This window comes from Methylomicrobium album BG8 (genome assembly GCF_000214275.2).
Classification (GTDB): Bacteria; Pseudomonadota; Gammaproteobacteria; order Methylococcales; family Methylomonadaceae; genus Methylomicrobium; species Methylomicrobium agile.
In genome coordinates this window covers 1,577,243-1,602,527 of record NZ_CM001475.1, presented here as the reverse complement: position 1 = coordinate 1,602,527, position 25,285 = coordinate 1,577,243, and the positions used below count along the sequence as shown (strand labels likewise).

The following is a 25,285-nucleotide window of genomic DNA, read 5'->3' as shown; positions in this document are numbered from 1 at the left end:
ATGACATGCAATTCCAAATTACGAATCAATTGCTAATTTGCCATTCAACATCCACTCCTGAATACTCCTATTTTTTTTCTACCAACACCACCGCCTGCACCGCAATTCCTTCCTTACGGCCTTCGAAGCCGAGTTTTTCGGTCGTAGTCGCCTTCACATTGATGCAATCAATCTCGGCTTGTAAAGCGTCGGCAATATTCCGGCACATCGCGGCGATATGGGGAGCCATTTTCGGGGCTTGCGCGATGATCGTGACGTCGGCATTGACCAGGGTATAGCCCCTATCACGAACGACGCCGTAAACATGGCGCAGCAATACTCGGCTATCGGCGCCTTTGAATTTCGGATCGGTGTCCGGAAAATGTTTGCCGATATCGCCCAGCGCGGCTGCGCCCAACAATGCATCGGCCAGCGCGTGCAGCACCACGTCGCCGTCCGAATGGGCTTCCAGCCCTTTTTCGTAAGGAATCGTGACTCCGCCCAGAATGATATGGTCGCCCTCGTTGAAGCGATGCACGTCGTAGCCTTGCCCTACTCTGATCATTGTTGCTCCAGATAAAACATTGCCAGCGCCAGATCTTCGGGCCGGGTAATTTTGATGTTGTCGGCTCGTCCTTCGACGATTTTCGGCTTGAAGCCTTTCAGCTCAAGCGCACTGGCCTCGTCGGTGATTGCCGGGTTGCCTTCCGCTTCGGTCAACGCAGCCTTCAACATGCCGTAGCGGAACATCTGCGGGGTCAACGCGCGCCAGATATGGCGGCGGTCGAGCGTTCCGACGATTGAGCTTCCCTGCACATCCTTCAAGGTATCGTGCGAAGACAGCGCCAGAATCCCGCCGATCGGATCATCGGCCAGGGTATCGATCAGTTTACGGATATCTTCCGACGTGATACAGGGGCGAGCGGCATCATGCACCAGCACCCAGTCGCCGTCATCGGCTTGGCCGTGCAGGGATTTCAACGCGGACAGCACCGAATCGGCCCGTTCCTTGCCGCCGGGCGCGGTGATCACGCTTGGATGCCTCGATACTTCCAATTCGGGCCAGTAGGGATCCTCGGTCGAAACGGCCACCGCGACCGCACCGAACACGCCCGCCTCCAGCAAGCGGTTCAGGGTCCGCTCGATCACGGTCTTTCCGGCCAGTTCGAGATATTGTTTGGGACGGTCGGACTGCATGCGCTTGCCGACGCCGGCCGCCGGCACGACGGCCCAGAATTGGATTGACTCGGTCATCAAACAGGATTGATCAGCAGGGGAATCGCGTCAAAACGCATTCAACCCAATGGATGTTAGGGATTATTTTTCGATTACCTGAAAAAAAGTCTCGTCTTCGCGAATCATGCCCAATTCGTCGCGGGCGCGTTCCTCGATCGCTTCCTGGCCTTTGTGCAGGTCCCTGACTTCCGCATAAAGTTTCTCGTTGCGCTGGCGTTTTTCCTCGGCCAGCTTCTTCAGTTCCGCCAGCTGTTGTTGATAGGCGCGCGTTTCCTTCAGACTGCCGTCGCCGAGCCACAGGCGGTATTGAAAGTGGAGGATCAGCAGAATGATGACCGCAACGAGAAATTTCATGACGTCCGTTCAGGGCGCAGGCCGGCAAACATGCCGGCCTGCGCCCCGTTTCCAGGATTTAGAGCGACTTGAATGCGCTACGGCCGGCATAGCGCGCCACGCCGCCCAGCTCTTCCTCGATCTTCATCAGGCGGTTGTACTTGGCGACACGGTCGGAGCGGCTGAGCGATCCGGTCTTGATCTGGCCGGTGCCGGTCGCAACGACCAGATCCGCGATCGTAGTGTCTTCGGTCTCGCCGGAACGGTGCGAAACGACCGCCGAGTAACCGGCTTTTTTCGCCATGTCGATCGCGGCCAGCGTTTCGGTCAACGTGCCGATCTGATTCACCTTGATCAGGATCGAATTGGCGATGCTCCGCTCGATGCCTCTGGCCAGAATCTTCGGATTGGTTACGAACAAATCGTCGCCGACCAGTTGGATGCGGCCGCCGAGTTTTTCGGTCATCAGTTTCCAACCGTCCCAATCGTTTTCGTCGAAACCGTCTTCGATGCTGATAATCGGATATTTGTTGACCCAATCGACGAAGAAGTCGGCCATTTGCGCCGACGTGTACTGCTTGTTCTCGGACGCCAGATCGTAGACGCCGTCGCTGTAATATTCGGACGCGGCCGCATCCAGGCCCAGGTAAATGTCGACACCCGGTTTGAAGCCGGCCTGTTCGATGGCCTGCAGGATCACGCCGATCGCTTCTTCGTTGGATGACAGGTTGGGCGCGAAACCGCCTTCGTCGCCGACCGTGGTCGCCAAACCTTTCGATTTCAATACTTTGGCCAGATTGTGGAACACTTCCGCGCCGTAGCGGATCGCTTCGCGGAAAGTCGGCGCGCCGACCGGCAAAATCATGAACTCCTGCAGATCGACGCTGTTGTCCGCATGCGAGCCGCCGTTGATGATGTTCATCATCGGCACCGGCATCACGAATTCGCCGGACTTGTTCAGATAACGGTACAGCGGCTGCTTGCTTTCCTGCGCCGCCGCGTGCGCCGCCGCCATCGAGACCGCCAGCAATGCGTTCGCGCCCAGACGCGACTTCGATTCGGTGCCGTCCAGTGCGAGCATCTTGTTGTCGATGCCTTCCTGATCGGCCGCGTCCATGCCGATGATCGCGCCGCGGATTTCGGTCTTGACGTTCTCGACGGCTTTCAACACGCCTTTGCCGAGATAGCGGGATTTGTCGCCGTCGCGCAGTTCGATCGCTTCACGTTCGCCGGTCGATGCCCCGGACGGCACCATCGCGCTGCCGACCACGCCGGACGCCAGTACCACATCGGCTTCGACGGTCGGGTTGCCGCGCGAATCCAGAACTTCTCTTGCACGAATATCTACTATTGCAGCCATTAATGTTTCCTTAGATTGTTGTTTCTATCAGGGGATGGGCTTTGACCGCCTGATCGATGGTTAATAAAACTTCGAGTAATTCTTTGATCCGGTGCATCGGCCACGAATTCGGGCCGTCGCTTTTCGCCTCGGCCGGATTCGGATGCGTTTCCATGAACAGGCCGGAAATGCCGACCGCCACCGCGGCCCGCGCCAGCACCGGCACGAATTCGCGCTGGCCGCCCGAACAGTTGCCCTGTCCGCCCGGCAATTGTACCGAGTGGGTCGCATCGAACACGACCGGGCAGCCGGTGTCGCGCATCACCGCCAGCGAGCGCATGTCGGAAACCAGGTTGTTGTAGCCGAACGACACCCCGCGCTCGCAGACCATGATCTTGTCGTTACCTGCGGCCTTCGCCTTGTTCGCGACATTCGCCATGTCCCAGGGCGCCAGAAACTGGCCTTTCTTGATGTTGACCGGAATGCCGCACGCGGCGACGTTCCGGATGAAATTGGTCTGCCGGCACAGAAACGCCGGCGTCTGCATCACGTCGACGACCTTCGCAACTTCGGCGAGCGGGGTGTCCTCGTGCACGTCGGTCAAAACCGGCACGCCGATTTGTTTTTTGACTTTGGCCAGAATTTCGAGCCCGCGCTCAATGCCGAGTCCACGGAAGCTTTCATGCGACGAACGGTTGGCCTTATCAAACGACGATTTGTAGATAAAAGGAATGTTCAGTTCCTGCGTCACTTCTTTCAAATAGCCCGCCGTATCGAGCGCCAGTTGTTCGCTTTCGATCACGCAGGGGCCCGCGATCAAAAACAGCGGCTTGTCGAGGCCGACTTCAAAACCACATAATTGCATGAGTGTTCTCGTTTTGTGACTACTTCTTGTAATGGTATTTACAACTGATAACAATCAATCTGCCATCCTGGATTTTATAAACCAAACGGTGTTCGTCATCGATTCGCCGCGACCAATAGCCTTGCAGTTCATATTTCAACGGCTCCGGTTTGCCCAACCCTTCATAAGGATTGCGGCAAATATCCTTGATCAGCGTGACGATGCGTTTATGGCATTTTTTGTCATCGATTGCCCACTGATTAAAATCATCAAATGCCGTGGCTTCGAAACTGATGATCACAATTTTTCTAAATCAATATCGATCAGACGGTTGCTTTCGATCTGCTCAATGGCGGCCAGCAGCCTCTCTTTATTTTCGGGGTTGGACAATAAATAAGCCGTTTCATCTTGCGCGACCTGCGTCACTTCGGAAATCGCGATTTCGATCGTTTGATGAGGAAACTGGGCTTTTATCGCAGCGATGAAGTTTTCATTCAGATCATCGCTATTGATTTTATAAAGCGTGTACATTGAACTTAGAGGTTTATTCTTTTGATGTAGTGGTATTTTCCGTTCATTTATTTTTTAAAACCGCTGCAATATCGATATATGTGATTGCTTATTATACTTCTGGCAATAAGGCATCAGAACTAGTGCAGCTTCCCTAGCTCTTTGAGGCCCAAATTCCTTTTCAATCTTTTCCAGTATAATTTTATATTGCAACAGACTACCGCTACGATTATAAGGCTCGCGAGTATTTAGTATGCTTTCAAGCCAATTCATTGTCATTTTTGCTGAAGTAGGTTTCATATCTTGGGGTACATGTTTAAGCCTACCTTCTTTGAATGCTTCATAACATTCCAGAATCATTGCTTTTATGATCATTGCTAAATCTCCGTTCAGAGTTTACATTAAGCCGTGTAGGTCGGGCAGAGCTTTATTGCCCGACGTTTTAGATATCGGTTGCACGAAATGTCGGGCTACTACACTACGCAGCTCAAAATTGTTGGGTTACGGCTATCGCCTAACCCAACCTACACAGTTATCTTTTTATGCTCCGCCGCCGCGATCACGAATCCCGAAAACAACGGATGCCCTTTGCGCGGAGTCGAGGTAAATTCGGGATGGAACTGGCAAGCCAGGAACCAGGGATGATCGGCGATCTCGATCACTTCGACCAAACGCCCATCGATCGATTTGCCGGAAAAGCGCAGGCCGGCCTTTTCGAGCTTATCGAAATACTGATTGTTGAACTCGTAGCGATGACGGTGACGTTCGGTAATCACGTCTTTCTGGTAGAGACGGAACGCCAGCGAATCGGCCTGCAGGCGGCATTGCTGACCGCCGAGGCGCATCGTGCCGCCCAAGTCGGAGTTTTGATCGCGCGTTTCGATCCGGCCGGCCTCGTCCATCCATTCGGTGATCAGGCCGATCACCGGATGCGGCGACTTCGGCAGGAATTCGGTGCTGTGCGCGCCTTCGAGTTTCGCCACGTCGCGGGCGAATTCGATCACTGCGACCTGCATGCCGAGGCAGATGCCGAGGTAAGGAATCTTGTTCTCGCGGGCGTATTTGACCGTGGCGATCTTGCCTTCCACGCCGCGCTCGCCGAAACCGCCAGGCACCAGGATCGCATCGACGTTCTTCAGCGCGCCGACGCCTTCGTCTTCGATCGTTTCCGAATCGATATAATGAATTTTGACCTTGTTACGAGTTTTGATGCCGGCATGAATCAGCGCCTCGTTAAGGGATTTGTACGAATCGGTATGGTCGACGTATTTGCCGACGATCGCGATGTTTACCTCATTGGTGGATGTGGTCAATGCATCCACCACGTTTTTCCACTCGGCCAGATTCGCGGGCGGCGCATTCAGGCGCAATTTGTTCACGACGATGTCGTCCAGGCCCTGTTCATGCAGTAAGAGCGGAATCCGGTAAATCGTATCCGCATCGACCGCCGAAATGACCGCTTTTTCCTCGACATTGGTAAACAAGGCGATCTTGCGGCGCTCGTTTACCGGAATCGGCTGTTCGGAACGGCAGATCAAAATGTCCGGCTGGATGCCGATGGTGCGCAGTTCCTTGACCGAATGCTGGGTCGGTTTGGTTTTGAGTTCGCCCGCCGAGCGGATATAAGGGACCAGCGTCAGGTGAATGAACAGCGAGCGCTCCGCGCCGAGGTCGACGCGCATCTGCCGGATCGCTTCGAGAAACGGCAACGATTCGATGTCGCCGACCGTGCCGCCGACTTCGATAAGCGCGACATCTTTGCCCTCCGCGCTTTGCTCGATGCGGCTCTTGATTTCGTCGGTAATATGCGGAATCACCTGTACGGTCGCGCCGAGATATTCGCCCTTGCGCTCGCGGCGCAGTACGCTGTCATAGACCTGACCGGTGGTAAAATTGTTCTTCCGGGTCATCGTGGTTTTCAGGAAACGCTCGTAATGCCCCAGATCCAGATCGGTTTCCGCGCCATCCTCGGTCACAAACACTTCACCGTGCTGGAAAGGGCTCATCGTGCCCGGATCGACGTTGATGTAAGGATCCAGCTTGGTCAACGTCACTTTCAGGCCGCGCGCTTCCAGAATGGCCGCGAGCGAAGACGCCGCAATGCCCTTGCCGAGGGAAGAGACGACCCCGCCGGTGATAAAGATATATTTGGTCATGTAAAGATTGTTTACTTCGGATTTTAGACAGATGACGGGTATCAGAAGGGTGGCTATTCTAGCACCAAACAGGCACTATCGTCTTTAGCGATTTGCGCGCCCGGATCAATGACGGGCTAACGCCAGACGGAAGCAGGGATACAGGCCTTCCCGGTAATAGTCGGCGCCGATCCAAAGGTCGGCGACCGCGGCCAGTTGGCCGTCGAGATAGAGCAAAGGAAGCGCAGCCCTTTCCCAAGGCGGCATACCAATCTCCTGATAGAGATTTTTCAAAAGATGATGACCACGGCGTCCGGGCAACGCGATCTTTTCTCCCCCGCTACGGAATTTGACGGTTACGGTTGACTGCCGCCAGACGGACTCGGGAATTCCGTCCGTCGAAACGACCCGATTCAGGGTCATGCGTTTGCCGATCATCAGCGATTCCTTTTCCTTCGGCCAATCCAGGGGCTGCAAATCCTCGACTTGCCCATTTCGCAGGCAATACAATCTGTTCCGGTAGCGGCGCATTTGACAGCCCTGCCCGTTCAGCACCGGATCGCTATCGCCGGCGGCGCCGATCACGTGATCGAACAACTGCGTCAGAAAAGCCTGGGACGGCATTTTCAAACCCATTTGCCCGAACCAGTGCCGGATGATCAACCGGCGCCTTCGAAGATCAAACGTGCCGAGCCGCTCGATATCCAGCGTGTTGTCGCGGGCGGAGTGCACGAGAGCGAACGATTCGGCGGCACTCTCGGCCAGCACGGCATAAGCTTCCGCGCAATGGCCTGCCGCCCGACCCACGGTCCGATCGCAGGCCGGCCAGCGCTGTTTCAATAACGGCAGTACTTCGCGGCGCAGAAAGTTGCGGTCATACACGCTCTCGCGATTGGTCGGATCCTCGATCCAATCCAATCGATGCGCTAACGCATAGCGATCTATGTCTTGTTTCCGGACATGCAGAAACGGCCTGAGCAGCGTCCCCGGACCGAACGGCATGCTTGCCGGCATGCCGGCAAGCCCCGGCAAACCGCCGCCCCGCAGCAACTGCAGCAGGACCGTTTCGAGCTGGTCGTCCCGATGCTGCGCCACCAGCAGCACATCATCCGGGCGCATCAACGGCTTCAGCGCCGCGTACCGGGCGTTCCTGGCCGCTTCTTCCGGGCTTTCACCCGGCCTGGGATGCGCATCCACGCGGCGCAGCAAAAAATCGACCCCAAGTCCGCGCGCCGTCGTTTCGGCATGGCGCGCCCAATCATCGGCCTGCACCTGCAGGCCGTGATGCACGTGCACCGCCGTAACGCTTCCACGCAGTTTCGGTTCCTGAGCGCACAGATGCAGCAGCACGTGCGAATCGACCCCGCCGCTATAGGCGAGAAAAATTTGCCGGGGGGACGCCTGGCAGAAAGCGAGCGAAGACTCGATCAGCCGCGGCGTCAGCATGTGGGTTAAAACCTCGAGGTTCAAGAGCCCGGCATTAAACCGGGCGGCGGAAATACCGGTTATTTATTTAACCGGCTCTTCGATGAAAGCGCCGAAATTCATCAGGCGCTGATAACGTTTTTCCAACAACTCGTCGATATCGAGCTGTTTCAGTTCTTCAAGATGGCGCTGTAGGGCTTCCTTCAAATTCTCGGCCACGCCGTGAAAATCCCGATGGCCGCCGCCCACCGGCTCGCGCACCACTTCATCGAGCAGGCCCTGCTCGCGAATCCGGTCGGAAGTGATCCCCATCGCCTCCGCAGCAAGCTGCGATTTGTCCGCGCTTTTCCATAGGATCGAAGCGCAGCCCTCCGGAGAAATGACCGAGTAGGTGCTGTATTCCAGCATGATCAGACGGTCGCCGACGCCGATCGCCAACGCGCCGCCGGAACCGCCTTCGCCGGTCACGGTGCAAATGATGGGGGTTCCGAGTTTGGCCATTTCGAACAGGTTTTTCGCGATCGCTTCGCTTTGTCCGCGCTCCTCGGCGCCGATGCCGGGATAGGCGCCCGGCGTATCGATCAGGCAGATCACCGGCAATTGGAAGCGCTCGGCCATCTTCATCACGCGAAGCGCCTTTCGGTAGCCTTCGGGGCGCGGCATCCCGAAATTGCGGTAGATTTTTTCCTTGGTGTCGCGGCCTTTCTGATGCCCGATCACCACGACCGGCTCTCCGTCGAACCGAGCCAGGCCGCAAACGATCGCCGGATCGTCCGCATAAGCGCGGTCGCCGTGCAATTCATGAAAATCGGTGAACATCAGCTTGATGTAGTCGAGCGTATAAGGACGTCCCGGATGGCGGGACAATTGCGAAATCTGCCAGTCGGACAGCGTCGCGAAGATCGATTCGGTCAGTGCACGGCTTTTCTCTTCCAGTTGCTGGATGGCATCGGATATGTTGATGTCATTATCGAATTCCACATTACGAAGCTCGCGGATTTTGGCTTCCAGTTCGGCAATGGGCTGTTCGAAATCGAGAAATTTTAAATCCATGGGGTCTTGATCGATGAGGGTCTAAGTCTGTAAATAAAAACACCGGCCGCCCGAGAATGCGGCTAACGGGCAATGATTATACCCGATGCAGTAAGCGAATCGTAAATTAATCCCACGGAAAAACAATGTATCGTACTGCCGCTCAGTCCGGCCATGAGCCGGCAAAAAAAGCCCCTGCACAATCACGTTGCACAGGGGCCTGGCTCACGCAGCCGGAGAACTCGCCGGCCGAAACACATTCAGCGCGGATATCCGGAGGGCTATTGCGGGTAGCCTTGCTGCGGGTAGCCCTGTTGAGGATAGCCCTGCTGCGGATAACCCTGCTGCGGATAACCCTGCTGCGGATAACCCTGCTGCGGATAACCCTGTTGCGGGTAGCCCTGCTGAGGATAGCCTTGCTGTTGCGGATAACCTTGCTGTTGCGGATAACCTTGCTGTTGCGGATAGCCCTGCTGTTGAGGCTGCTGCGGAGAGCCTTGCTGCGCGCCGGCATTGCTGTTCGCAACGATCGCCAGTTCGACACGGCGGTTTTGCGCGCGGTTTTCCTCGCTGGTATTCGGAAACTTCGGCATTCTCTCGCCCATGCCCTGCTGTTTCAGACGGGAAAAGTTCACGCCGTGCTGTCCGAGATAATCGGACACGCTGGCAGCGCGTTGTTCCGACAAACGCTGATTATAAGTATCCGAGCCAATGTCGTCGGTATGGCCGGTAACGGTAATCGTCGATTCAGGATATTGATTCAGGATAGTGGCCACCGTATTCAGCGCGGACTGCGCTTGGGGGGTCAACGTCGATGAATTGAAGGCGAACGTCACGTTTTCCGGCATGTTCAGATTCAAGGTGTTCTCGGCGGTTCTCTGCACTTCGATGCCGGTACCCTGCAAAGACTGCTCCATTTGTTTCTGCTGATGATCCATATAAGCACCGACGGCCGCACCGACCAGACCGCCGGCCAAAGCCCCCCAGCCGGCATTCTTCAGATCGTTGCCGCCGAAAGCGGTGCCGATCGCCGCACCGGAAGCCGCGCCGATGCCTCCGCCCATAGCAGCCTTGCTGAGCGAAGACTGGCCGGTGTAAGGATCGGTGACGCAAGCCGATAATAATACGGAACTGATCGCTGTGATTAATAAGGTTTTTTTCATATTTGCCTCGGTCATGGGGTGAATAGTGGGCGACCTTTTATATTGAAGCCGATAAAACGTATTTTCAGAAAATTTGCCTAGTTTGACATTAATTTCCGAAAAGTTCTTAATAATTATACTAACAGATTCTAAACGGATACTGAACAACCGCGCCGGATTCGAACATGAACTTAGCCGCATAAGGACGCCTTAGCCAGCTTGCATCTGCAAACCTGCCGTCTCCGCAGGCCATTTCCATTCGCGGATCTCCGGCATGTCCTCGCCGTGGATCCGGATATAGTGCTTGTGGTCTATCAGTTTGCCCTTGAAATATTGTTTCAGATAAACCGCCCGCTCTTTTAACCGAGGCACTCTGTCGATCACATCGATCGCCAGATGGAAGCGGTCGATATCGTTCATGACGACCATATCGAAAGGCGTCGAAGTCGTGCCTTCTTCCTTATAGCCGCGCACATGCAGATTCTCATGGTTGGGGCGGCGGTAAGTCAGCCGGTGGATCAGCCAGGGATAGCCGTGATAAGCGAACACGATCGGCTTGTCGGAAGTGAACAGTTGTTCGAAATCGCGGTCGGACAGCCCATGCGGATGCTCGCCCGGCGGCTGCAGCTTCATCAGGTCGACGACATTGATGACCCGGATTTTCAGGTCGGGAATCTGGGTCCGCAGGATGTCGACCGCCGCCAATGTCTCCAGCGTCGGCACGTCGCCGGCGCAGGCCATCACCACATCGGGTTCTTTACCGAGGTCGTTGCTCGCCCATTCCCAGACGCCGATGCCGGCGTGGCAGTGCTTGATTGCTTGGTCCATCGTCAGCCACTGCGGCGCCGGCTGCTTGCCGGCGACGACCACGTTCACGTAGTTGCGGCTGCGCAGCACGTGATCGGTCACGGACAGCAGGGTATTCGCATCGGGCGGAAAATAAACGCGCACGACCTCGGCTTTCTTGTTCACGACATGGTCGATGAATCCCGGATCCTGATGCGAAAAGCCGTTATGGTCCTGGCGCCAGACGTGCGAAGTCAGCAAATAATTCAATGAAGCGATCGGCCGCCGCCAGGGTATGTGGTTACAGGTTTTCAACCATTTCGCATGTTGGTTGAACATCGAATCGACGATGTGGATGAACGCTTCGTAACAGGAAAAAAAGCCGTGCCGCCCGGTCAGCAGGTAGCCTTCCAGCCAGCCCTGGCAGGTATGCTCGCTGAGGATCTCCATGACCCTGCCGTCGCGCGCCAAATCGGTGTCTTCCGGCAGGATTTTTTCCTCCCAAACCCTGGGCGTCGCCTCGAAAACGGCATCCCAGCGGTTCGAGGCCGTTTCGTCGGGACCGAAAATCCGGAAGTTGCGCTGTTCGAGGTTGCCCCTCATCACGTCGCGCAAAAACTTGCCCATCACCCGCGTCGCTTCCGCCTCGACCGCTCCGGGTGCAGGGATTTCCAGCGCATAGTCGCGAAAATCGGGCAGCCGCAGATCGCGCAGCAACACGCCGCCGTTCGCATGCGGATTATCGCTGATCCGGCGCTGGCCGCGCGGCGCAAGCTCCAGCAACTCGGGTTTCGGCGTCCCCTGCGCATCGAAGAGCTCTTCGGGACGGTAACTCAGGAACCATTGTTCGAGCATCTCGATGTGCGCCGGATTATCGGCCAGATTGGCCAGCGGCACCTGATGCGAACGCCAGAAATCCTCGGTTTTCTTGCCGTCTACACTCTCAGGGCCGGTCCAGCCTTTCGGGGTACGCAGGATAATCATCGGCCACTTCGGGCGGCTCCAGGATTGGCCGGAGCGTACCGTTTGCTGTATCGCCCGGATCTCGTCCAGGCACCGGTCGAGCGCCTCGGCCATGCGCGGATGCACCGCCGCCGGATCGCTGCCTTCGACCAGATAAGGCCGGTAGCCGTAGCCTTCGAAGAGCTTGATCAACTCGTCCTGGTCGATCCGGCTCAAAATCGTCGGGTTCGCGATCTTGTAGCCGTTCAGATGCAGAATCGGCAGCACCGCCCCGTCCCGCGCCGGATTCAGGAATTTATTCGAATGCCAGGAAGCCGCCAAAGGGCCCGTTTCGGCTTCGCCGTCGCCGACCACGCAGCAGGCGATCAGGTCGGGATTGTCGAATACGGCCCCGTAGGCATGCGACAACGCATAGCCGAGCTCGCCGCCTTCATGGATCGAACCGGGCGTCTCCGGCGCGACATGGCTCGGCACGCCGCCCGGAAACGAAAACTGCTTGAATAGAGCGCGCATGCCCTCGCGATCCAGCGAAACGTTCGGGTAGCGCTCGCTGTAAGTGCCTTCCAGCCAGGCATTCGCGACCATCGCCGGCCCGCCGTGCCCCGGGCCGCAGATAAAGATCATGTTCAGATCGTGCGCCTTGATCAGACGGTTCAGGTGCACATGGATGAAATTCAACCCCGGCGTCGTACCCCAATGCCCCAACAAACGCGGTTTAATGTGTTCAAGCGCCAGCGGCTCGTTGAGCAGCGGATTGTCGAGCAGATAGATTTGCCCGACCGACAGATAATTTGCCGCGCGCCAATAGGCATCCATCCGGCTCTGCATTTCGGGGGAAAGCGTTGCATATTCTGAAGCGGTTTTCACGCGTATTCTCCTTAAGATCGATATTCCAAACGGTTTAAAATCTGCGCCGCAATCTCGCGCTCTTCTTCGGCATGGATAACCAGGATTCGCGGCTTTTTGATGGGACTGCCGATATCCCGGTCATGTTCCGAGACCCGCAGGTTGGCTTCAACATCGATCGCGAAACCGAGCCGGTCGAGCCCTTCGGCAATTTTTTGCCGGATCAGGGGCGCGTGCTCGCCGATGCCGCCGGTGAAAATCAGCGCATCCACATCGCCGAGCACCGCGCAGAGCGCCCCGATATATTTTCTGATCCGGTAGCAATAAATATCGACGGCCAGCCGGGCCCGCTGATCGCCGTTTTCGGCCAGCCGCAAGACTTCGCGCATGTCGCCCGCCCCGCACACGCCCAACAGGCCGCTTTCGCGGTTGAGCAAACGGTCCAATCGGTCCGCCGTCCAGCCTTCTCTGAGCAGAGTCACCGGAATCATCGGGTCGATGTCGCCGCTGCGGGTCGTCATCATCAGACCTTCGGTCGGCGAGAATCCCATCGAAGTGTCGACGCCTCTGCCGCCGAGTACCGCAGTCGCACTGGCGCCTCCGCCCAGATGCAAAATGATGCAATTGATATTGGCGCGGTCCTTCGACAAGAGCGTAGCGGCCCTTGTAACGCTGTATTGGCAGGAAATGCCGTGAAAACCGAAGCGGCGAAACTCGACATTGCCCGACAATGCAGGAGGAATAGGGTAGCGGCTCGCATGTTCAGGCATTTGCCGATGGAAAGCCGTATCGAAAACCGCATATTGCGGGATTCCCGGAAACGCGGCCTCCGCCATTGAAACGCCGAGACGGTTCAGCGGATTATGCAGCGGCGCATAAGCATCCAGTTCCGCAAGACGGGCCGACACCTCGGAAGTCATCCGAGTCGCACAGGTAAAGTCGCCGCCTCCATGCACGACCCGATGACCGATCGCCCCCAAGGGGGCTTGCAGGTCCGGCAGCTGTTCCCGCCACTCGTCGAAAACTGCGGACAAGGCTTGCCTGGCCATCGCGTTCTCGGGAATATGCCGCTCGATGTCCTTTCCCCGACTGTCCCAGCCGTTCAACCGAATGCCGCCTCCGTTTCCGTAATCGGCATTCATTCGCGCGATCTCCCGCAAACTCGAATCGAACAGCCGGGTTTTGACCGTGGCGCTGCCAACGTTTATGATCAGCAGCATGAATTCATCGGAACGCATGGACAAGAATTATCGCATTTAAATTTAACGAGCAAATGAAATAGGCACAAGCCGGCAGCCGCAGCCGCCCGGAGCGCCGCAAACGGCGGCCCCGCGCCAGCAGGATCATACCGGCAGGGAATTAGATGAACGGCTCGCCGCGCGCCAGCCTGGGAAGATCGCCCGCGATTCCCATCGCGTTGCGCATCACCAAATTCTTTGCCGGCAAGATCCGTTCGGCCAATCCCAGGCCGAGATTACGCAAAAATTTGACCGGCGGCAGATCGTTGCTGAAGACCCGGTAAAACGCGTCCATCACGGTCATCATTTTCAGATTTTCGTTCCGGCGCATTTTTTCGTAGCGCTTCAATACCGCGGCATCGGCGATGTCCTCGCCTTTTTTATCGGCATCGAGCAGCACTTCGGCAAGCGCCGCCGCATCGAGAAAACCGATATTGACGCCCTGCCCGGCCAAAGGGTTGATCATGTGCGCCGCGTCCCCGACCAGCGCGACGCCGGGTTTGACATAATGCTGCGCGTGCTGGCGCTTCAGCGGGAAGCTGGCCCGCCCCAGCACTTTGTCGATTTTGCCGAGACAATCGGGGAAAGCGGCTTGCAACTCCCTCAACAAGTCCTCGTCGGCCAACGCTTTTAAACGGTTGACCTGATCGGGAGAATTGTACCAGACGATCGATCCGTAATGCCCGGTCAAGGGCAGAAATGCTTGCGGTCCGCTCGGCACGAAGCGCTGCCAGGTAATATCCTGCTGCCCGTAGGCGGTTTCGACATAGATCACCAGCGCATGCTGTTGATAATCCCAGCCGGTCACCCCGAGGCCCACCGTTTGCCTAACCCTGGACTGGCCGCCGTCGGCCGCGACCAATACCCTGGCCGACAACACGCGCCCGTCCGCGAGTTCGAGCTCGGACACCTTTCCGGGCTGATAACGGATTTTGCTCACCTCGACCCGGTAAATGACTTCGACGTTTTCGAACGCCTCAAGACGCTCCAGCAGTGCCAATTGGGTAATCCGGTTTTCGACGATATGGCCCAGCTCGCGTTCTCCGATGTCGTCGCTGCGGAACTCGGTATCGCCCGCCGTTTCCCAGACCCGCATCCGTCTGAAGGGGCAAAACCGGCGACTTTCGACGCCTTGCCAGGCGCCGACCGCCGCCAAAATGTTTTTCGAGGCGATGCTGAGCGCCGAAACGCGCAAATCGTGCGGCTGTTCCGGCGAGAAAGGTTCGGGCGGCGCGCTCTCGATCACCGCAACTTTCAGGCGACCGCCGCCCAATCCGCAACCGACCGCCGCACCGACCATACCGCCGCCGACAACCACCACATCAAAATCTTCTTTCATGTTTCCGAAAAGTACTGTATGCCTAATAAACCGGACCCGAACATGGCTCAAAACGTTTTCCCGCCCTGTTCCACCCGACTTTACAGCGCCATTAAGCCCTTGTCCAATAAATATTTTGTATCCGAAACAGGGCCGATTCCCCGCTCGACAAGCATACGATTCGGTGATATAAGCAACAAAATCCGTGACGGTAACACCCTACTATCGTAAACGATTCGACGGCCTTCCGATGCCTTGCTGAGTTCGAGTAACCCATGACAAACCCGGACAAATCTGTTAGCATTGGCAGGTTTCACTAGATGAATTTCTTTGGCAAAGAAAATATCGTAACGGACTCAATGCGCCGGTTTTCGCCCGGCTTACTCTATCACGCATTGAAATAAAACGATCAATTATGGCCGCCTGCGCGGCATAATTAGGACGGGCTGAACTATGAACAACAATTCCCGAATGAGCGACCAGCAACCCTTACTCTACGATGCCGATTTATCCCAGGATAGCTGCGGCGTGGGTTTCATCACCCATAAGCAAAGCATACAGACGCACGACATTTTAGTCAAAACGCATGAAGCGCTGTGTACGATCCCGCATCGGGGAGGGATGAGTTCGGAAGGAGTCGGCGACGGCGCCGGAATCAATATCGACTTATCGCTGAAATTCTTCCGCAAGATTACCGGTTTGAATGACCTGGAACTCGGCCGATTCGGCGTTGCGAATTTCTTTTTTCCGGAAGATCACGATCACTACGACTCGGTTACCTCAGAACTGATCGAGCGCCATTTCAGAGAAGCCAAGCTGCCGATCATCTTATGGCGTAATGTACCGGTCGACAACTCGGTCCTGAACCAAGCCGCGGTCAAGGCGCAGCAGCCGATCAAGCAGGTCGTGTTCGGCCGCCCGGAGCATTTGAAGTCGGCTAGCCATGACGAGTACGAAAAGTATATTCAGGCGGCTCTGCTGGATCTCGAAAAGGAAGGTTTTACCCGTCCGGAGCTGAACGGCTTTTATCCGCTGTCGATGAGCTCCCGCACCCAGGTCTACAAGGGCCGGCTGAATTCGTTCGAAGTGATTCCGTATTTCAAAGACCTGTACGATACCGACCACGAAGTCAGTACGCTGTTTTTCCACACCCGGTTTTCGACCAACACCGCGCCGGCCACGATGATGGCGCAGCCGTTCCGCTACATGGCGCACAACGGCGAGCTGAATACCGACAAGAAGAACCGGCTCAGCGAAAACGCAATCGCGCGCCAGCACAACAAGCACATCTGCTTCCCGTGCGGCCAGTCCGACTCCGGCCGCTTGGACCAGACGCTGACCCGCCGCATCAACGAAGACGACCTGGACATCGTGACCGCGGTGCTCGCGATGATGCCGCCGGCGTGGGAAAACGACACGACCCTGTCGCCGGAAGTCCGCGCGATGCTCGAATACTTCAGCCTGTACGAAGAAAAGAACGACGGCCCCGCCGCGCTGATCTTCAACGACGGCATCCGCGTCGGCGCGCGCCTGGACCGCCTTGGCCTGCGTCCTCTGCGCTCGGTCGAAACCAAGGAATACCTCGCCGTGATGTCCGAAGCCGGCCAGATCGACTTCCCGCCGAAGGAAGTGCTGACCCGCGGCCGGATCGAGGCCGGCGGCATGCTCTACTTCGACCACAGCACCGGCGAAAAATATAACAGCCATCAGGTGATGGAAAGGCTCGCGAAGGAAAAAGACTACCGGGCTCTGCTGAAGCAGCGCAGCCTGCACTTGGCCGAACTACCGAAGGTCGAGCTGGCCGAACTGAGCAACGACCATGAATTCAATTTCGACCAGCGCCATACCGCCTACTCGCTGAACCAGGAAAGCTTCAAGTTCCTGCTCGACCCGATTCTGCAGACCGGCGCCGAAAAAGTCTCCGCGATGGGCTACGGCCTCGCCCCGAACGCGCTGTCGAGCGCGGAAGGCGGCATGTCGCGCTATTTCAGCCAGCGTTTCGCGCAGGTCACCAATCCGCCGCTCGACTCGATTCGCGAAAGCGACGGTATGACATTGCGCGTCGCGTTGGGCGCCAAGCCGACCTTTTCAGACGAATACAGCAAGCAACTGGTGATCGACTCGCCGATCCTGCAGCGCACCCAGCTCGAACAGATCCGCCGTGAGCCCCAGGTCAGCACGGTCACGCTGGACATGCTGTACCGGCCGGATTTCGACGACGCGAAGCGTAACGAGGACGCGCTCGAAGCGGCGCTGCTGGACGTCTGCGCGCAGGTCGAACAGGCCGCCCGCAACAATATCGGCATCATTATCCTGAGCGACGTGAAGATCGGCCGCGAGCTGGCCGCGATTCCGGCATTGCTGATGATCGCCGCCGCCAACCAGCATCTGGTCAGGATGGGCCTGCGCTTCAACTCCTCGCTGATCGCCGAGACCGGCCAGGCCGCGAGTCCGCACGACGTCGCGACGATTCTGGGCTTCGGCGCCTCCGCGATCTGCCCGATCAGCGTGCATAACCGCGTGATCACCGATTTCGTACCGGCCGACCATCAAAAAGCGCTCGACAAATTCCAGAAAGGCGTCGAAAAATCGCTGATGAAGACGATGGGCAAATTCGGCCTGTGCACGGCCGAAAGCTACATCGGCGGCGAATTTTTCGAATCGAATTATATCGATACCGAAGAGCCGGGACTGGCGCCTTACTTTCCGAACATTCATTCGTCGGTCGGCGGCGCGCGCTTTTCCGACATCGCCGCCAGCGCGGCCGGATGGCATCAAAAGGCGCTCAGTGTACAGGAGGAAAAGGATATTCCGTTCCTCGGCCTGTTCAAGGAGCGCCAGGACGGTGCGGGGCACTCGTACGGCAACACCGCGGTGCGCGAATACATCAACATGACCGACGAGCCGATCCTGTACATTCCGCAAGATAAATCGCCGGAAGCCTCCGACACGGCCTATACCGATTTCGGCTATACGAAGCGCACCCCCGAACAGATCGACAATTTCGGCATTACGCCCGCCTACCGCAGCTTCACGAAGAACCTATACCTGGAACGCGAATCGCGGCCGGCGGCACTGCGCGACATCATGGATTTTCCGGCCGACGTGACGCAGGCGGAAACCGCGCAGGATTTCGACCGGATTCTGGGCAAGCAAAACCTGCGCGGCAACATCAATTACCTGATCCGCGGCCTGGACGTCAGCAAGACCGGCGAAAACGCTTTTGCCGTTAAACTGACGTCAAATACTTCTACTTCGAAAGCGCGCCTGGAGCAACTGGCCGAGCACTTCAAGACCCGCTTCGCCGGCACCGCATTTACCGCCGCGATCGAAAGCGACGCGCTGACATTGAAACTGGAAGACGCTGACAGCCTGTTCGCGAACTATCTGAACAGGATCCGGGCCGCCCGCGAACCGATCGCGCTAGCCGAGGTCCAACCCGCGCACGAAATCACCCCGACGCTCGCGTCCGGCGCGATGAGCCACGGTGCTTTGCTCGCCGAAGCGCACGAAACGGTCGCCCAAGGCTTCAACATCGTGGGTTCTTTGAGCAACTGCGGCGAAGGCGGCGAGCATTCGAGTCGCTTCAACACGCTGAAATCCTGCAACATCAAGCAGTTCGCCTCCGGCCGTTTCGGCGTCTGGGCCGGCTATCTGGCCGATCCGAACCTGCGCGAGATCGAGATCAAGATCGCGCAGGGCGCAAAACCGGGCGAAGGCGGCCAGTTGCCGGCACCGAAAGTCACGGTCGAGATCGCGGCGTTGCGCGGCGGCACGCCGAAGGTCGAGCTGGTCAGCCCTCCCCCGCATCATGACACTTATTCGATCGAAGACCTGGGGCAATTGATTCACGATGCAAAAGCCGCCCGCGTTAAAGTCGGTGTCAAGTTGGTGTCGTCCGAAGGCATCGGCACGATCGCGGTCGGCGTCGCGAAAGCCGGCGCGGACGTGATCAACGTCGCCGGCAACACCGGCGGTACCGGCGCGGCGGCGGTCACCAGCCTGAAAAACAGCGGCCGCTCGCCCGAAATCGGCATTGCCGAAGTGCATCAGGCGCTATCGGTCAACGGTCTGCGCGACAAGGTGATTCTGCGCTGCAGCGGCGCGCACCAAAGCGGCCTCGACGTCGTCAAATCGGCGATTCTGGGCGCCGATTCGTTCGAATTCGGCACCACCGCGCTGATGATGCTGCGCTGCGTGATGGCGAAAAACTGCAACGTGAAATGCCCCGCAGGGCTGACCACCGTGCATGAAGAGTTCAAGGGCGATGCACGCGTGTTGGCGCAGTACCTGATGAACCTCGCGCATGAAGTCCGCGAAATCCTGGCCGTACTCGGCTACAAGAGCCTTGCGGAAATCCGCGGCCAGACCGGCCTCCTGCACCTGATCGAGCATCCGTCGCTGATCGGCCAGGTCGACCTACGCAAGATGTTGGCGTATGTCGATGTAGTCAAGATCGCCAACCCGGTCTATCTCGAAGCGAATTTCGCCATCGACGACAAGATCATCGAAAAGGTCAAGGCCGAGCTGATCGAAAAAGGCCAGCCCCAGGTCGTGATCGAAGGCAGCGAGTTCAAGCTGAATAACCGCCACAAGACCATCGGCGGCCAGACCGCGATCGATATCGAACGGATGCTCGCTTATGAGCTGTCCGAACAGCAGATTGCGAAGGCTAAGCCGATCTACCTGAACCACGGCAAGGGCCACCGCGCCGAGGGCCGCCGTTATCTGGCGTCCGAGACGATCGTGATCCGTACCACCGGCTCGGCCGGCCAAAGTTATGCCGCATTCCTGAATGACGGCATGCGCATGGAACATCTCGGCACCTGTAACGACGGCGTCGGCAAATCGATGTGCGGCGGCCTGTTGATCGTCGAATCGCCCGGCGGCGGTGTCAAAACACCCGGCAACAACGTGCTGATCGGCAATTTCGCGCTGTTCGGCGCGACCGGCGGCAAGGCGTTCATCAACGGCGAGGCGGGTGACCGTTTCGCGGTGCGCAACTCGGGCGCGATGGCGGTCGTCGAAGGCGTGGGCGATTTCGGCTGCGAATACATGACCAACGGCGCGGTGCTGAACATCGGCGGATTCGGCAAAGGCTTCTGCAACGGGATGTCCGGCGGCAACGCCTACCAGTACGACCCGGACAACCGGCTCGAAAACCTGTACGACAAATCGTCCGTGGAACTGCGCCGCCTGAGCGAAGACAGCGATGTCGCCCGCGCGCATGAGCAGTTCGTGATTTCCATGCTGGAACAGCATGCCGACTACGCGAATTCGAGCAAGGCCAAAAACCTGCTGAACAACTGGACGAACGAGCGCGAGCATTTCAAATTCGCGCTGCCTTTGTGGCTGAACAAAACGCAGTCGGCCGTATTCCTGCAAAAAGCGATGGACCGCAAGGAAATGATCGAGGAATTGTCGGTCGAACTGGCGCGCCGGCAGATCGAACAGGTCCGGGAAGCGTACCGGACCGCCAGCCCGCTGTTCGGCGGCGCGATTCCGGCTTACGGGTCGACCGACACCGACCTCACCTTCAAGCTGGTCAACAGTTTCATGGTGCTCGAAAAGGCGCAGCAAGTCGCGCAGGAGATGCTCAAACACTTGCCCGAAGCGCAACGCACTCCGGCCCGAATCGAACAGGCCGCGCGCAAACTGATCGTCGAGCGCCCGCGCAAACTGCAGGATACGCTGGTCAAGACCACCCGCGAAGCCTACAGCAATTACACGGACGAACAGTTGTCCTGGCTGCTGGCGGATAAACGGCTGAACGATTACAAAACCGCCCTGATCAACCGCTCGGTGCAAAGCATTTATTCGATCGGTTCCACCGCCTGGATTATCGAGCAGGATCAGGTGAACAAGGCAGCACTGGCGGGCATTCCTTCGATCGAGCAATATCTGGCCAGTCTCGCCGGCCTGAGTATCGTGCAAGGCATGTTGAACGAACAGGCGGCCTAATCTCGCACCCGTAATTTCTTCGAGCTGCGCTCCCTCGGATCCCGAGGGGGCTCCGATTTTTATTGATTTACATTTAAACGGAAATGAAAACACCGCAAATTCCTCTCGACGGTCCTTACAGCGAAAGCCAGCGCGCTTGGCTCAGCGGCTTCTTTGCCGGCATGCACACCCACATGATCCAAAGCGCGGGCGCCGCCCAGCAAACCGCGAGCCGTACGATCGACATCCTGTACGGCAGCCAGACCGGCAATGCCGAATCGGTTGCGAACGATGCCGCGCAGATCGCCAAGGCGCACGGACTCAAACCGGTCGTCAAGGGCATGGACGAAGTCGAAGCGAATGCATTGGCGGAAATGAATTACCTCCTGGTCATCACCAGCACTTACGGCGAAGGGGAGATGCCCGACAATGCGCAAATGCTTTGGGATGCGGTCAAGAGCGATGCGATGCCGCGGCTCGAAAAGCTGCAATATTCGGTGCTGGCGCTCGGCGATACCAGCTACGATCTGTTCTGCCAGGCGGGCAAGGACTGGGACGAACGGCTCGCAGAGCTCGGCGCGAAACGCGTTTACGACCGGGCCGACTGCGACGTCGATTTCGAAGAGCCCGCCGAAGCCTGGATCAAGGCGGTCATTCCGTTCATGTCCGGCGGCAACACGACGGCGACCGTGGTTGAAACCGAAGCGACAGTTGCCGAAAAGTCTCAATATAATCGGAAAAATCCGTTCCCCGGCAGAATGCTGGTCAATCGCCTAGTCACGGCGCCTTCCTCGTCGAAAGAAACCCGTCATTACGAAATTTCGATCGCAGGCTCCGGAATGAGTTACGAAGCGGGCGACGCGCTGTGCGTCGTACCGACCAACTGCCCGGAACTGGTCAAGGATATTCTCCAGGCGATCGGCTGCAACGGCGACGAAGACGAACCGGTCAACGGTGAATTTACATCTCTGTACGAAGCTCTGCGTACCCAGTTCGAAATCAAGACGCCGAGCAAGGAACTGGTCGAGGAAATCGCTGGCCGCTCCGGCAACAAGGAATTGAACCCGATTCTCGAATCCGGCGACAAGGACAAACTGGCCGATTATTTGTGGGGCCGAGACATCCTGGACCTGCTCCGGCAAAATCCCGGCTGCGAGTTTTCCGCCGCCGAATTCATCGCCCTGCTGAAGCCACTGCAGCACCGCGCCTATTCGATTTCATCGAGCGGCAAGGTCTATCCCGACTCCGTGCACCTGACGGTCGCCAGCGTGCGTTACGACAGTTTCGGTCGCCAGCATAAGGGCGTCTGCTCGACCTTCCTGGCCGACCTGGTTGACGAACACACCGAAGTGCGCTGCTTCTTCACGCCGAACAAAGTCTTCAGGGTACCCGACGACAACAGCCTGCCGATGATCATGGTCGGCCCCGGCACCGGCCTTGCGCCATTCCGCGCCTTCCTGCAGGAACGCGAATACCGGGGGGCAACGGGTAAAAACTGGTTGTTCTTCGGCGACCGGAACGCCGCGACCGACTTCATGTACCGCGACGAGATCGAAGCGATGCAGGCAAAAGGTCTCCTGACCCGGCTGGATCTGGCGTTTTCGCGCGATCAGGACGAAAAGATCTATGTGCAGGACCGAATGCGCGAGCACGGCGCCGAACTGTTCGTCTGGCTCGAAGAAGGCGGCTATTTCTTCGTCTGCGGCGATGCGTACCGGATGGCCAAGGATGTCGACAAGGCGCTGCATGACGTAATCGCCACACACGGCAAAATGAGCGAGCAGCAAGCGGTCGATTATGTGAATCAGTTGAAAAAGGATAAACGTTACGTGCGGGACGTCTACTAAAAACAGCCCGCCCACATGCTTCGGCGGAAAAGGATAAGCGCACCGTCCCACCACGCCCTGCGCTCGCCGTTATACACATTGCCACGCGCGCCAGAAACGCTATGTAGGTTGGGTTAGGCGTTAGCCGTAACCCAACAAAGTCAATGATGTAAATGTTGGGTTACGCTTCGCTAACCCAACCTACGCTACAGACGCTGTCATGATGAGTCTGCGGCGACAAGGAAAATGATAAATCCGATTTTTACAAATTCCTGGTCGAACCGATGATCAAAACCGCCTTTTCCCTCTTCATCGCCTCGCTAATGCTGTTCCTGGTTGCCGAAGTCCTCTCTTTGCTGCCCAGCCAAGCTTTCAGCAAAGCGTTTTACCCGATCGGAATCTTATCGCTACTCGCTTCTTTCACGCTGCTGCTCAGTTATCTGGCGCTTCTCACCGTCAGGCAGATCATACGGGAATTCCGCCGATATTTTTCCGGCATCGAGCGCAGGCAACGCCGGCTCTGGTTCGTTCAGGGAAAACTCGACCGGGAACAACGCTTATTCTTTCACCGTCGTTTGCAAACCCGTTATTTTCTCGAAGCCCGAAAGCAACGCCTGACACGCGTCAACGACCGCAAACACAGCCGCTCACTGGCCAAAGCGATCGACACCGATCTGGCCGCGATCAAATCGCTCGTTTCCAGCGACCAACTTGAGGCATGGAAGCGGCAGAATCGCACTTACCGCAAACAGGCAAACATCGAAGGCCTGATTGCGCTTCAACAATCGATCGTCACCCACCGCTAGTCATGGCCTGGTTATCCGAACGCATTCTCGGCCTCGTCGATCTACTGAACTCGATCAAAGGCAGGAATTTGCAATGGCGGCAAAGCAATCAGGCGCAGCAGGCGGAGTTGAAACAGCAACGGATTCTGGCCGAAAAAGCGCTGGAAGCCGAGCTCAAAAAACAGAGCGTAAAGCTGGAGCACGAAATCGATCTCCTGAAAACCCGGCACGACGCAGAGCTATCCATGTACAAAACTCGCTGCAAGCAGGATATCAAGGATTACCGGCAATATCTGGATTCGCTCGACCAATTGAAAGAATCGATACAAAAAAGCTATACCCATTTGCCCGAGTCGGTCGCACTCACGATCCACCACCACGCCAAACATCTTTTGCGCAATATGTGGGAAGCCGAGGACCATGAACGAAAGATACGCTATGAAATAGAATTGATCCGATTCATGACCGCGGTCCACGAAGACGCCCGGCTGCACCTGGAAAACGCCGGCCTCAGAAATTTGCCGGAAAGCACGCTAAAGCTGCTCCAGCAGCCATCGGCCGGGCAAAACGAGTCTGCTCGTCCGGCTAAAAGATAAGCTCCAGCTTCCGTAGCGGGTTCTCTAACCTGCTCCGAGGAAGCCACTTCAAAATGAAAAAAGCGGTATTCTATGAAGCCCGGACTTCGCATTACATCTTATAATCTCCCTGCTTGACAAGGCGAGAAGTCGTGTAGATGCCTGTACCCTCCGGGAGAGAGTGAGGGAATTTAAATGGCTTTTCCAAACACGCCGAAGGATATTTATCTCGGCCGCACCATTCGGAGATACCCCCAAAGGTCGGCTTGCCAGTGTTTTCGAACAGTTCAAACCGACTGCACCGCTTCGCTAAAGCGTGCGGATGGGTTTAAAAAACCGTCCGGCGGAAACCTCGCATTAATATAACTCACTAGTATTCTAGTTCAATCGCCACACCTTATATAAGAATTTCCATGCTAAAGTTTTTAATATTGAAATTTAAGGTGAACTGTGAAGGCTATTTATGGTCTAATAGAAGCGTTGCCTTTGCAACATAACAAAAAAGTGTAATTCCAATATTATTGAATAAGCCTCCATCCCGCCTTTTCTGACGGTTATTCGTGATGATTCGTTATGAGCCGCAAATAAGAAAGGCAGGCTGGATCATTTAAAACAATTAATGAGGAAAGCTATTATGAAAAAAATAATAACACTTAGCGCCACTGTCCTGTTAGCCATCTGCTCTTCCGCTTTTGCGGAGGAACATGCCGCCGCCGCACTCGAACATGCCAAAGCTGCCGTCGAACACGGTAAAGCCGGCCATGCAAACGTACTGGTCGAGCATGCCAACGCCGCGCTGGAACATGCGCTTGCCGGCGCGATCGTCGATAGAGGAGAACAAAAAGCACATCTCGAAGAGGGTGCCAGCCACCTTGAAGAAGCCATCAATCATGGCAACCTGGGTCATGCCAAAGAAGCCACCGAGCATGCCGAAGCAGCGGTCACCCATCTAACAGCCGCACAATAATTCAGGCAAAAAGCTGAAAAAAGAAACGGGCGGAATATCCGCCCGTTTTGTTATTGACGAATATGG

The 25,285-nt window shown here is 56.9% G+C and carries 20 protein-coding genes; 5 read left to right on the top strand and 15 right to left on the bottom strand.

All coding sequences use genetic code 11. The features are described from left to right. Nucleotides 1-67: 67 nt before the first annotated feature. From ispF to METAL_RS06890, 15 genes are all read right to left on the bottom strand, one after another. Entirely contained in the window at nucleotides 68-544 is a 477-nt protein-coding gene (gene ispF / locus METAL_RS06960; RefSeq protein ID WP_005370908.1) for a 2-C-methyl-D-erythritol 2,4-cyclodiphosphate synthase, read from the bottom strand. Then, complete coding sequence (gene ispD / locus METAL_RS06955; protein WP_005370907.1) at nucleotides 541-1,233, bottom strand: 2-C-methyl-D-erythritol 4-phosphate cytidylyltransferase; 693 nt, start codon at nucleotides 1,231-1,233, stop codon at nucleotides 541-543. Before ispD ends, ispF begins: the two co-directional genes overlap by 4 nt. A 63-nt stretch (nucleotides 1,234-1,296) precedes the next feature. Next, entirely contained in the window at nucleotides 1,297-1,569 is a 273-nt protein-coding gene (gene ftsB, locus METAL_RS06950; RefSeq protein WP_005370906.1) for a cell division protein FtsB, read from the bottom strand. 58 nt (nucleotides 1,570-1,627) lie between these two features. After that, complete coding sequence (eno, locus tag METAL_RS06945) at nucleotides 1,628-2,908, bottom strand: phosphopyruvate hydratase (RefSeq protein WP_005370905.1); 1,281 nt, start codon at nucleotides 2,906-2,908, stop codon at nucleotides 1,628-1,630. Nucleotides 2,909-2,918: 10 nt separating this feature from the next. Beyond that, on the bottom strand, nucleotides 2,919-3,752 hold the full coding sequence (gene kdsA / locus METAL_RS06940) for a 3-deoxy-8-phosphooctulonate synthase (RefSeq protein ID WP_005370904.1): 834 nt from the start codon (nucleotides 3,750-3,752) through the stop codon (nucleotides 2,919-2,921). Nucleotides 3,753-3,771: 19 nt separating this feature from the next. Further along, complete coding sequence (locus tag METAL_RS06935) at nucleotides 3,772-4,032, bottom strand: Txe/YoeB family addiction module toxin (RefSeq protein WP_005370903.1); 261 nt, start codon at nucleotides 4,030-4,032, stop codon at nucleotides 3,772-3,774. Next, nucleotides 4,029-4,262 carry a hypothetical protein gene (locus METAL_RS06930; protein ID WP_005370902.1) on the bottom strand — a complete coding sequence of 78 codons (234 nt, stop codon included), beginning with the start codon at nucleotides 4,260-4,262 and terminating at the stop codon, nucleotides 4,029-4,031. Before METAL_RS06930 ends, METAL_RS06935 begins: the two co-directional genes overlap by 4 nt. Before the next feature lie 54 nt (nucleotides 4,263-4,316). Continuing rightward, nucleotides 4,317-4,616: a hypothetical protein gene (locus METAL_RS06925; protein ID WP_005370901.1), complete on the bottom strand. Its 300-nt coding sequence runs from the start codon at nucleotides 4,614-4,616 to the stop codon at nucleotides 4,317-4,319. 149 nt (nucleotides 4,617-4,765) lie between these two features. After that, nucleotides 4,766-6,397, bottom strand: coding sequence for a CTP synthase (locus METAL_RS06920; protein WP_005370900.1), 1,632 nt, complete (start codon nucleotides 6,395-6,397; stop codon nucleotides 4,766-4,768). A gap of 105 nt (nucleotides 6,398-6,502) precedes the next feature. After that, nucleotides 6,503-7,822 carry a tRNA lysidine(34) synthetase TilS gene (gene tilS, locus METAL_RS06915; RefSeq protein ID WP_005370899.1) on the bottom strand — a complete coding sequence of 440 codons (1,320 nt, stop codon included), beginning with the start codon at nucleotides 7,820-7,822 and terminating at the stop codon, nucleotides 6,503-6,505. A gap of 63 nt (nucleotides 7,823-7,885) precedes the next feature. Further along, nucleotides 7,886-8,854: an acetyl-CoA carboxylase carboxyl transferase subunit alpha gene (accA, locus tag METAL_RS06910; RefSeq protein WP_005370898.1), complete on the bottom strand. Its 969-nt coding sequence runs from the start codon at nucleotides 8,852-8,854 to the stop codon at nucleotides 7,886-7,888. 260 nt (nucleotides 8,855-9,114) lie between these two features. Further along, nucleotides 9,115-9,996, bottom strand: coding sequence for a YiaD family glycine zipper/OmpA-like lipoprotein (locus tag METAL_RS06905; RefSeq protein ID WP_005370897.1), 882 nt, complete (start codon nucleotides 9,994-9,996; stop codon nucleotides 9,115-9,117). Nucleotides 9,997-10,185: 189 nt separating this feature from the next. Next, entirely contained in the window at nucleotides 10,186-12,552 is a 2,367-nt protein-coding gene (locus METAL_RS06900) for a phosphoketolase family protein (RefSeq protein WP_051040357.1), read from the bottom strand. A gap of 50 nt (nucleotides 12,553-12,602) precedes the next feature. Next, entirely contained in the window at nucleotides 12,603-13,808 is a 1,206-nt protein-coding gene (locus METAL_RS06895) for an acetate/propionate family kinase (RefSeq protein WP_005370895.1), read from the bottom strand. A 121-nt stretch (nucleotides 13,809-13,929) separates the two neighbouring features. Then, nucleotides 13,930-15,147: a UbiH/UbiF/VisC/COQ6 family ubiquinone biosynthesis hydroxylase gene (locus METAL_RS06890; protein ID WP_005370894.1), complete on the bottom strand. Its 1,218-nt coding sequence runs from the start codon at nucleotides 15,145-15,147 to the stop codon at nucleotides 13,930-13,932. Between the two features lie 432 nt (nucleotides 15,148-15,579). On the opposite strand from METAL_RS06890, the gene METAL_RS06885 reads away from it, so the two are divergent. From METAL_RS06885 to smbP, 5 genes are all read left to right on the top strand, one after another. Continuing rightward, the gene (locus tag METAL_RS06885; RefSeq protein ID WP_005370893.1) at nucleotides 15,580-21,087 is read left to right on the top strand and encodes a glutamate synthase-related protein; all 5,508 of its coding nucleotides are present in this window, start codon (nucleotides 15,580-15,582) and stop codon (nucleotides 21,085-21,087) included. Nucleotides 21,088-21,170: 83 nt separating this feature from the next. Then, nucleotides 21,171-22,913, top strand: coding sequence for a sulfite reductase subunit alpha (locus tag METAL_RS06880; RefSeq protein ID WP_005370892.1), 1,743 nt, complete (start codon nucleotides 21,171-21,173; stop codon nucleotides 22,911-22,913). Between the two features lie 263 nt (nucleotides 22,914-23,176). Then, nucleotides 23,177-23,698: a hypothetical protein gene (locus METAL_RS06875; RefSeq protein ID WP_005370891.1), complete on the top strand. Its 522-nt coding sequence runs from the start codon at nucleotides 23,177-23,179 to the stop codon at nucleotides 23,696-23,698. 2 nt (nucleotides 23,699-23,700) lie between these two features. Next, complete coding sequence (locus tag METAL_RS06870; RefSeq protein ID WP_005370890.1) at nucleotides 23,701-24,273, top strand: hypothetical protein; 573 nt, start codon at nucleotides 23,701-23,703, stop codon at nucleotides 24,271-24,273. A 613-nt stretch (nucleotides 24,274-24,886) separates the two neighbouring features. Next, nucleotides 24,887-25,219: a small metal-binding protein SmbP gene (gene smbP / locus METAL_RS20600; protein ID WP_005370889.1), complete on the top strand. Its 333-nt coding sequence runs from the start codon at nucleotides 24,887-24,889 to the stop codon at nucleotides 25,217-25,219. The last annotated feature ends 66 nt before the right edge of the window (nucleotides 25,220-25,285 follow it).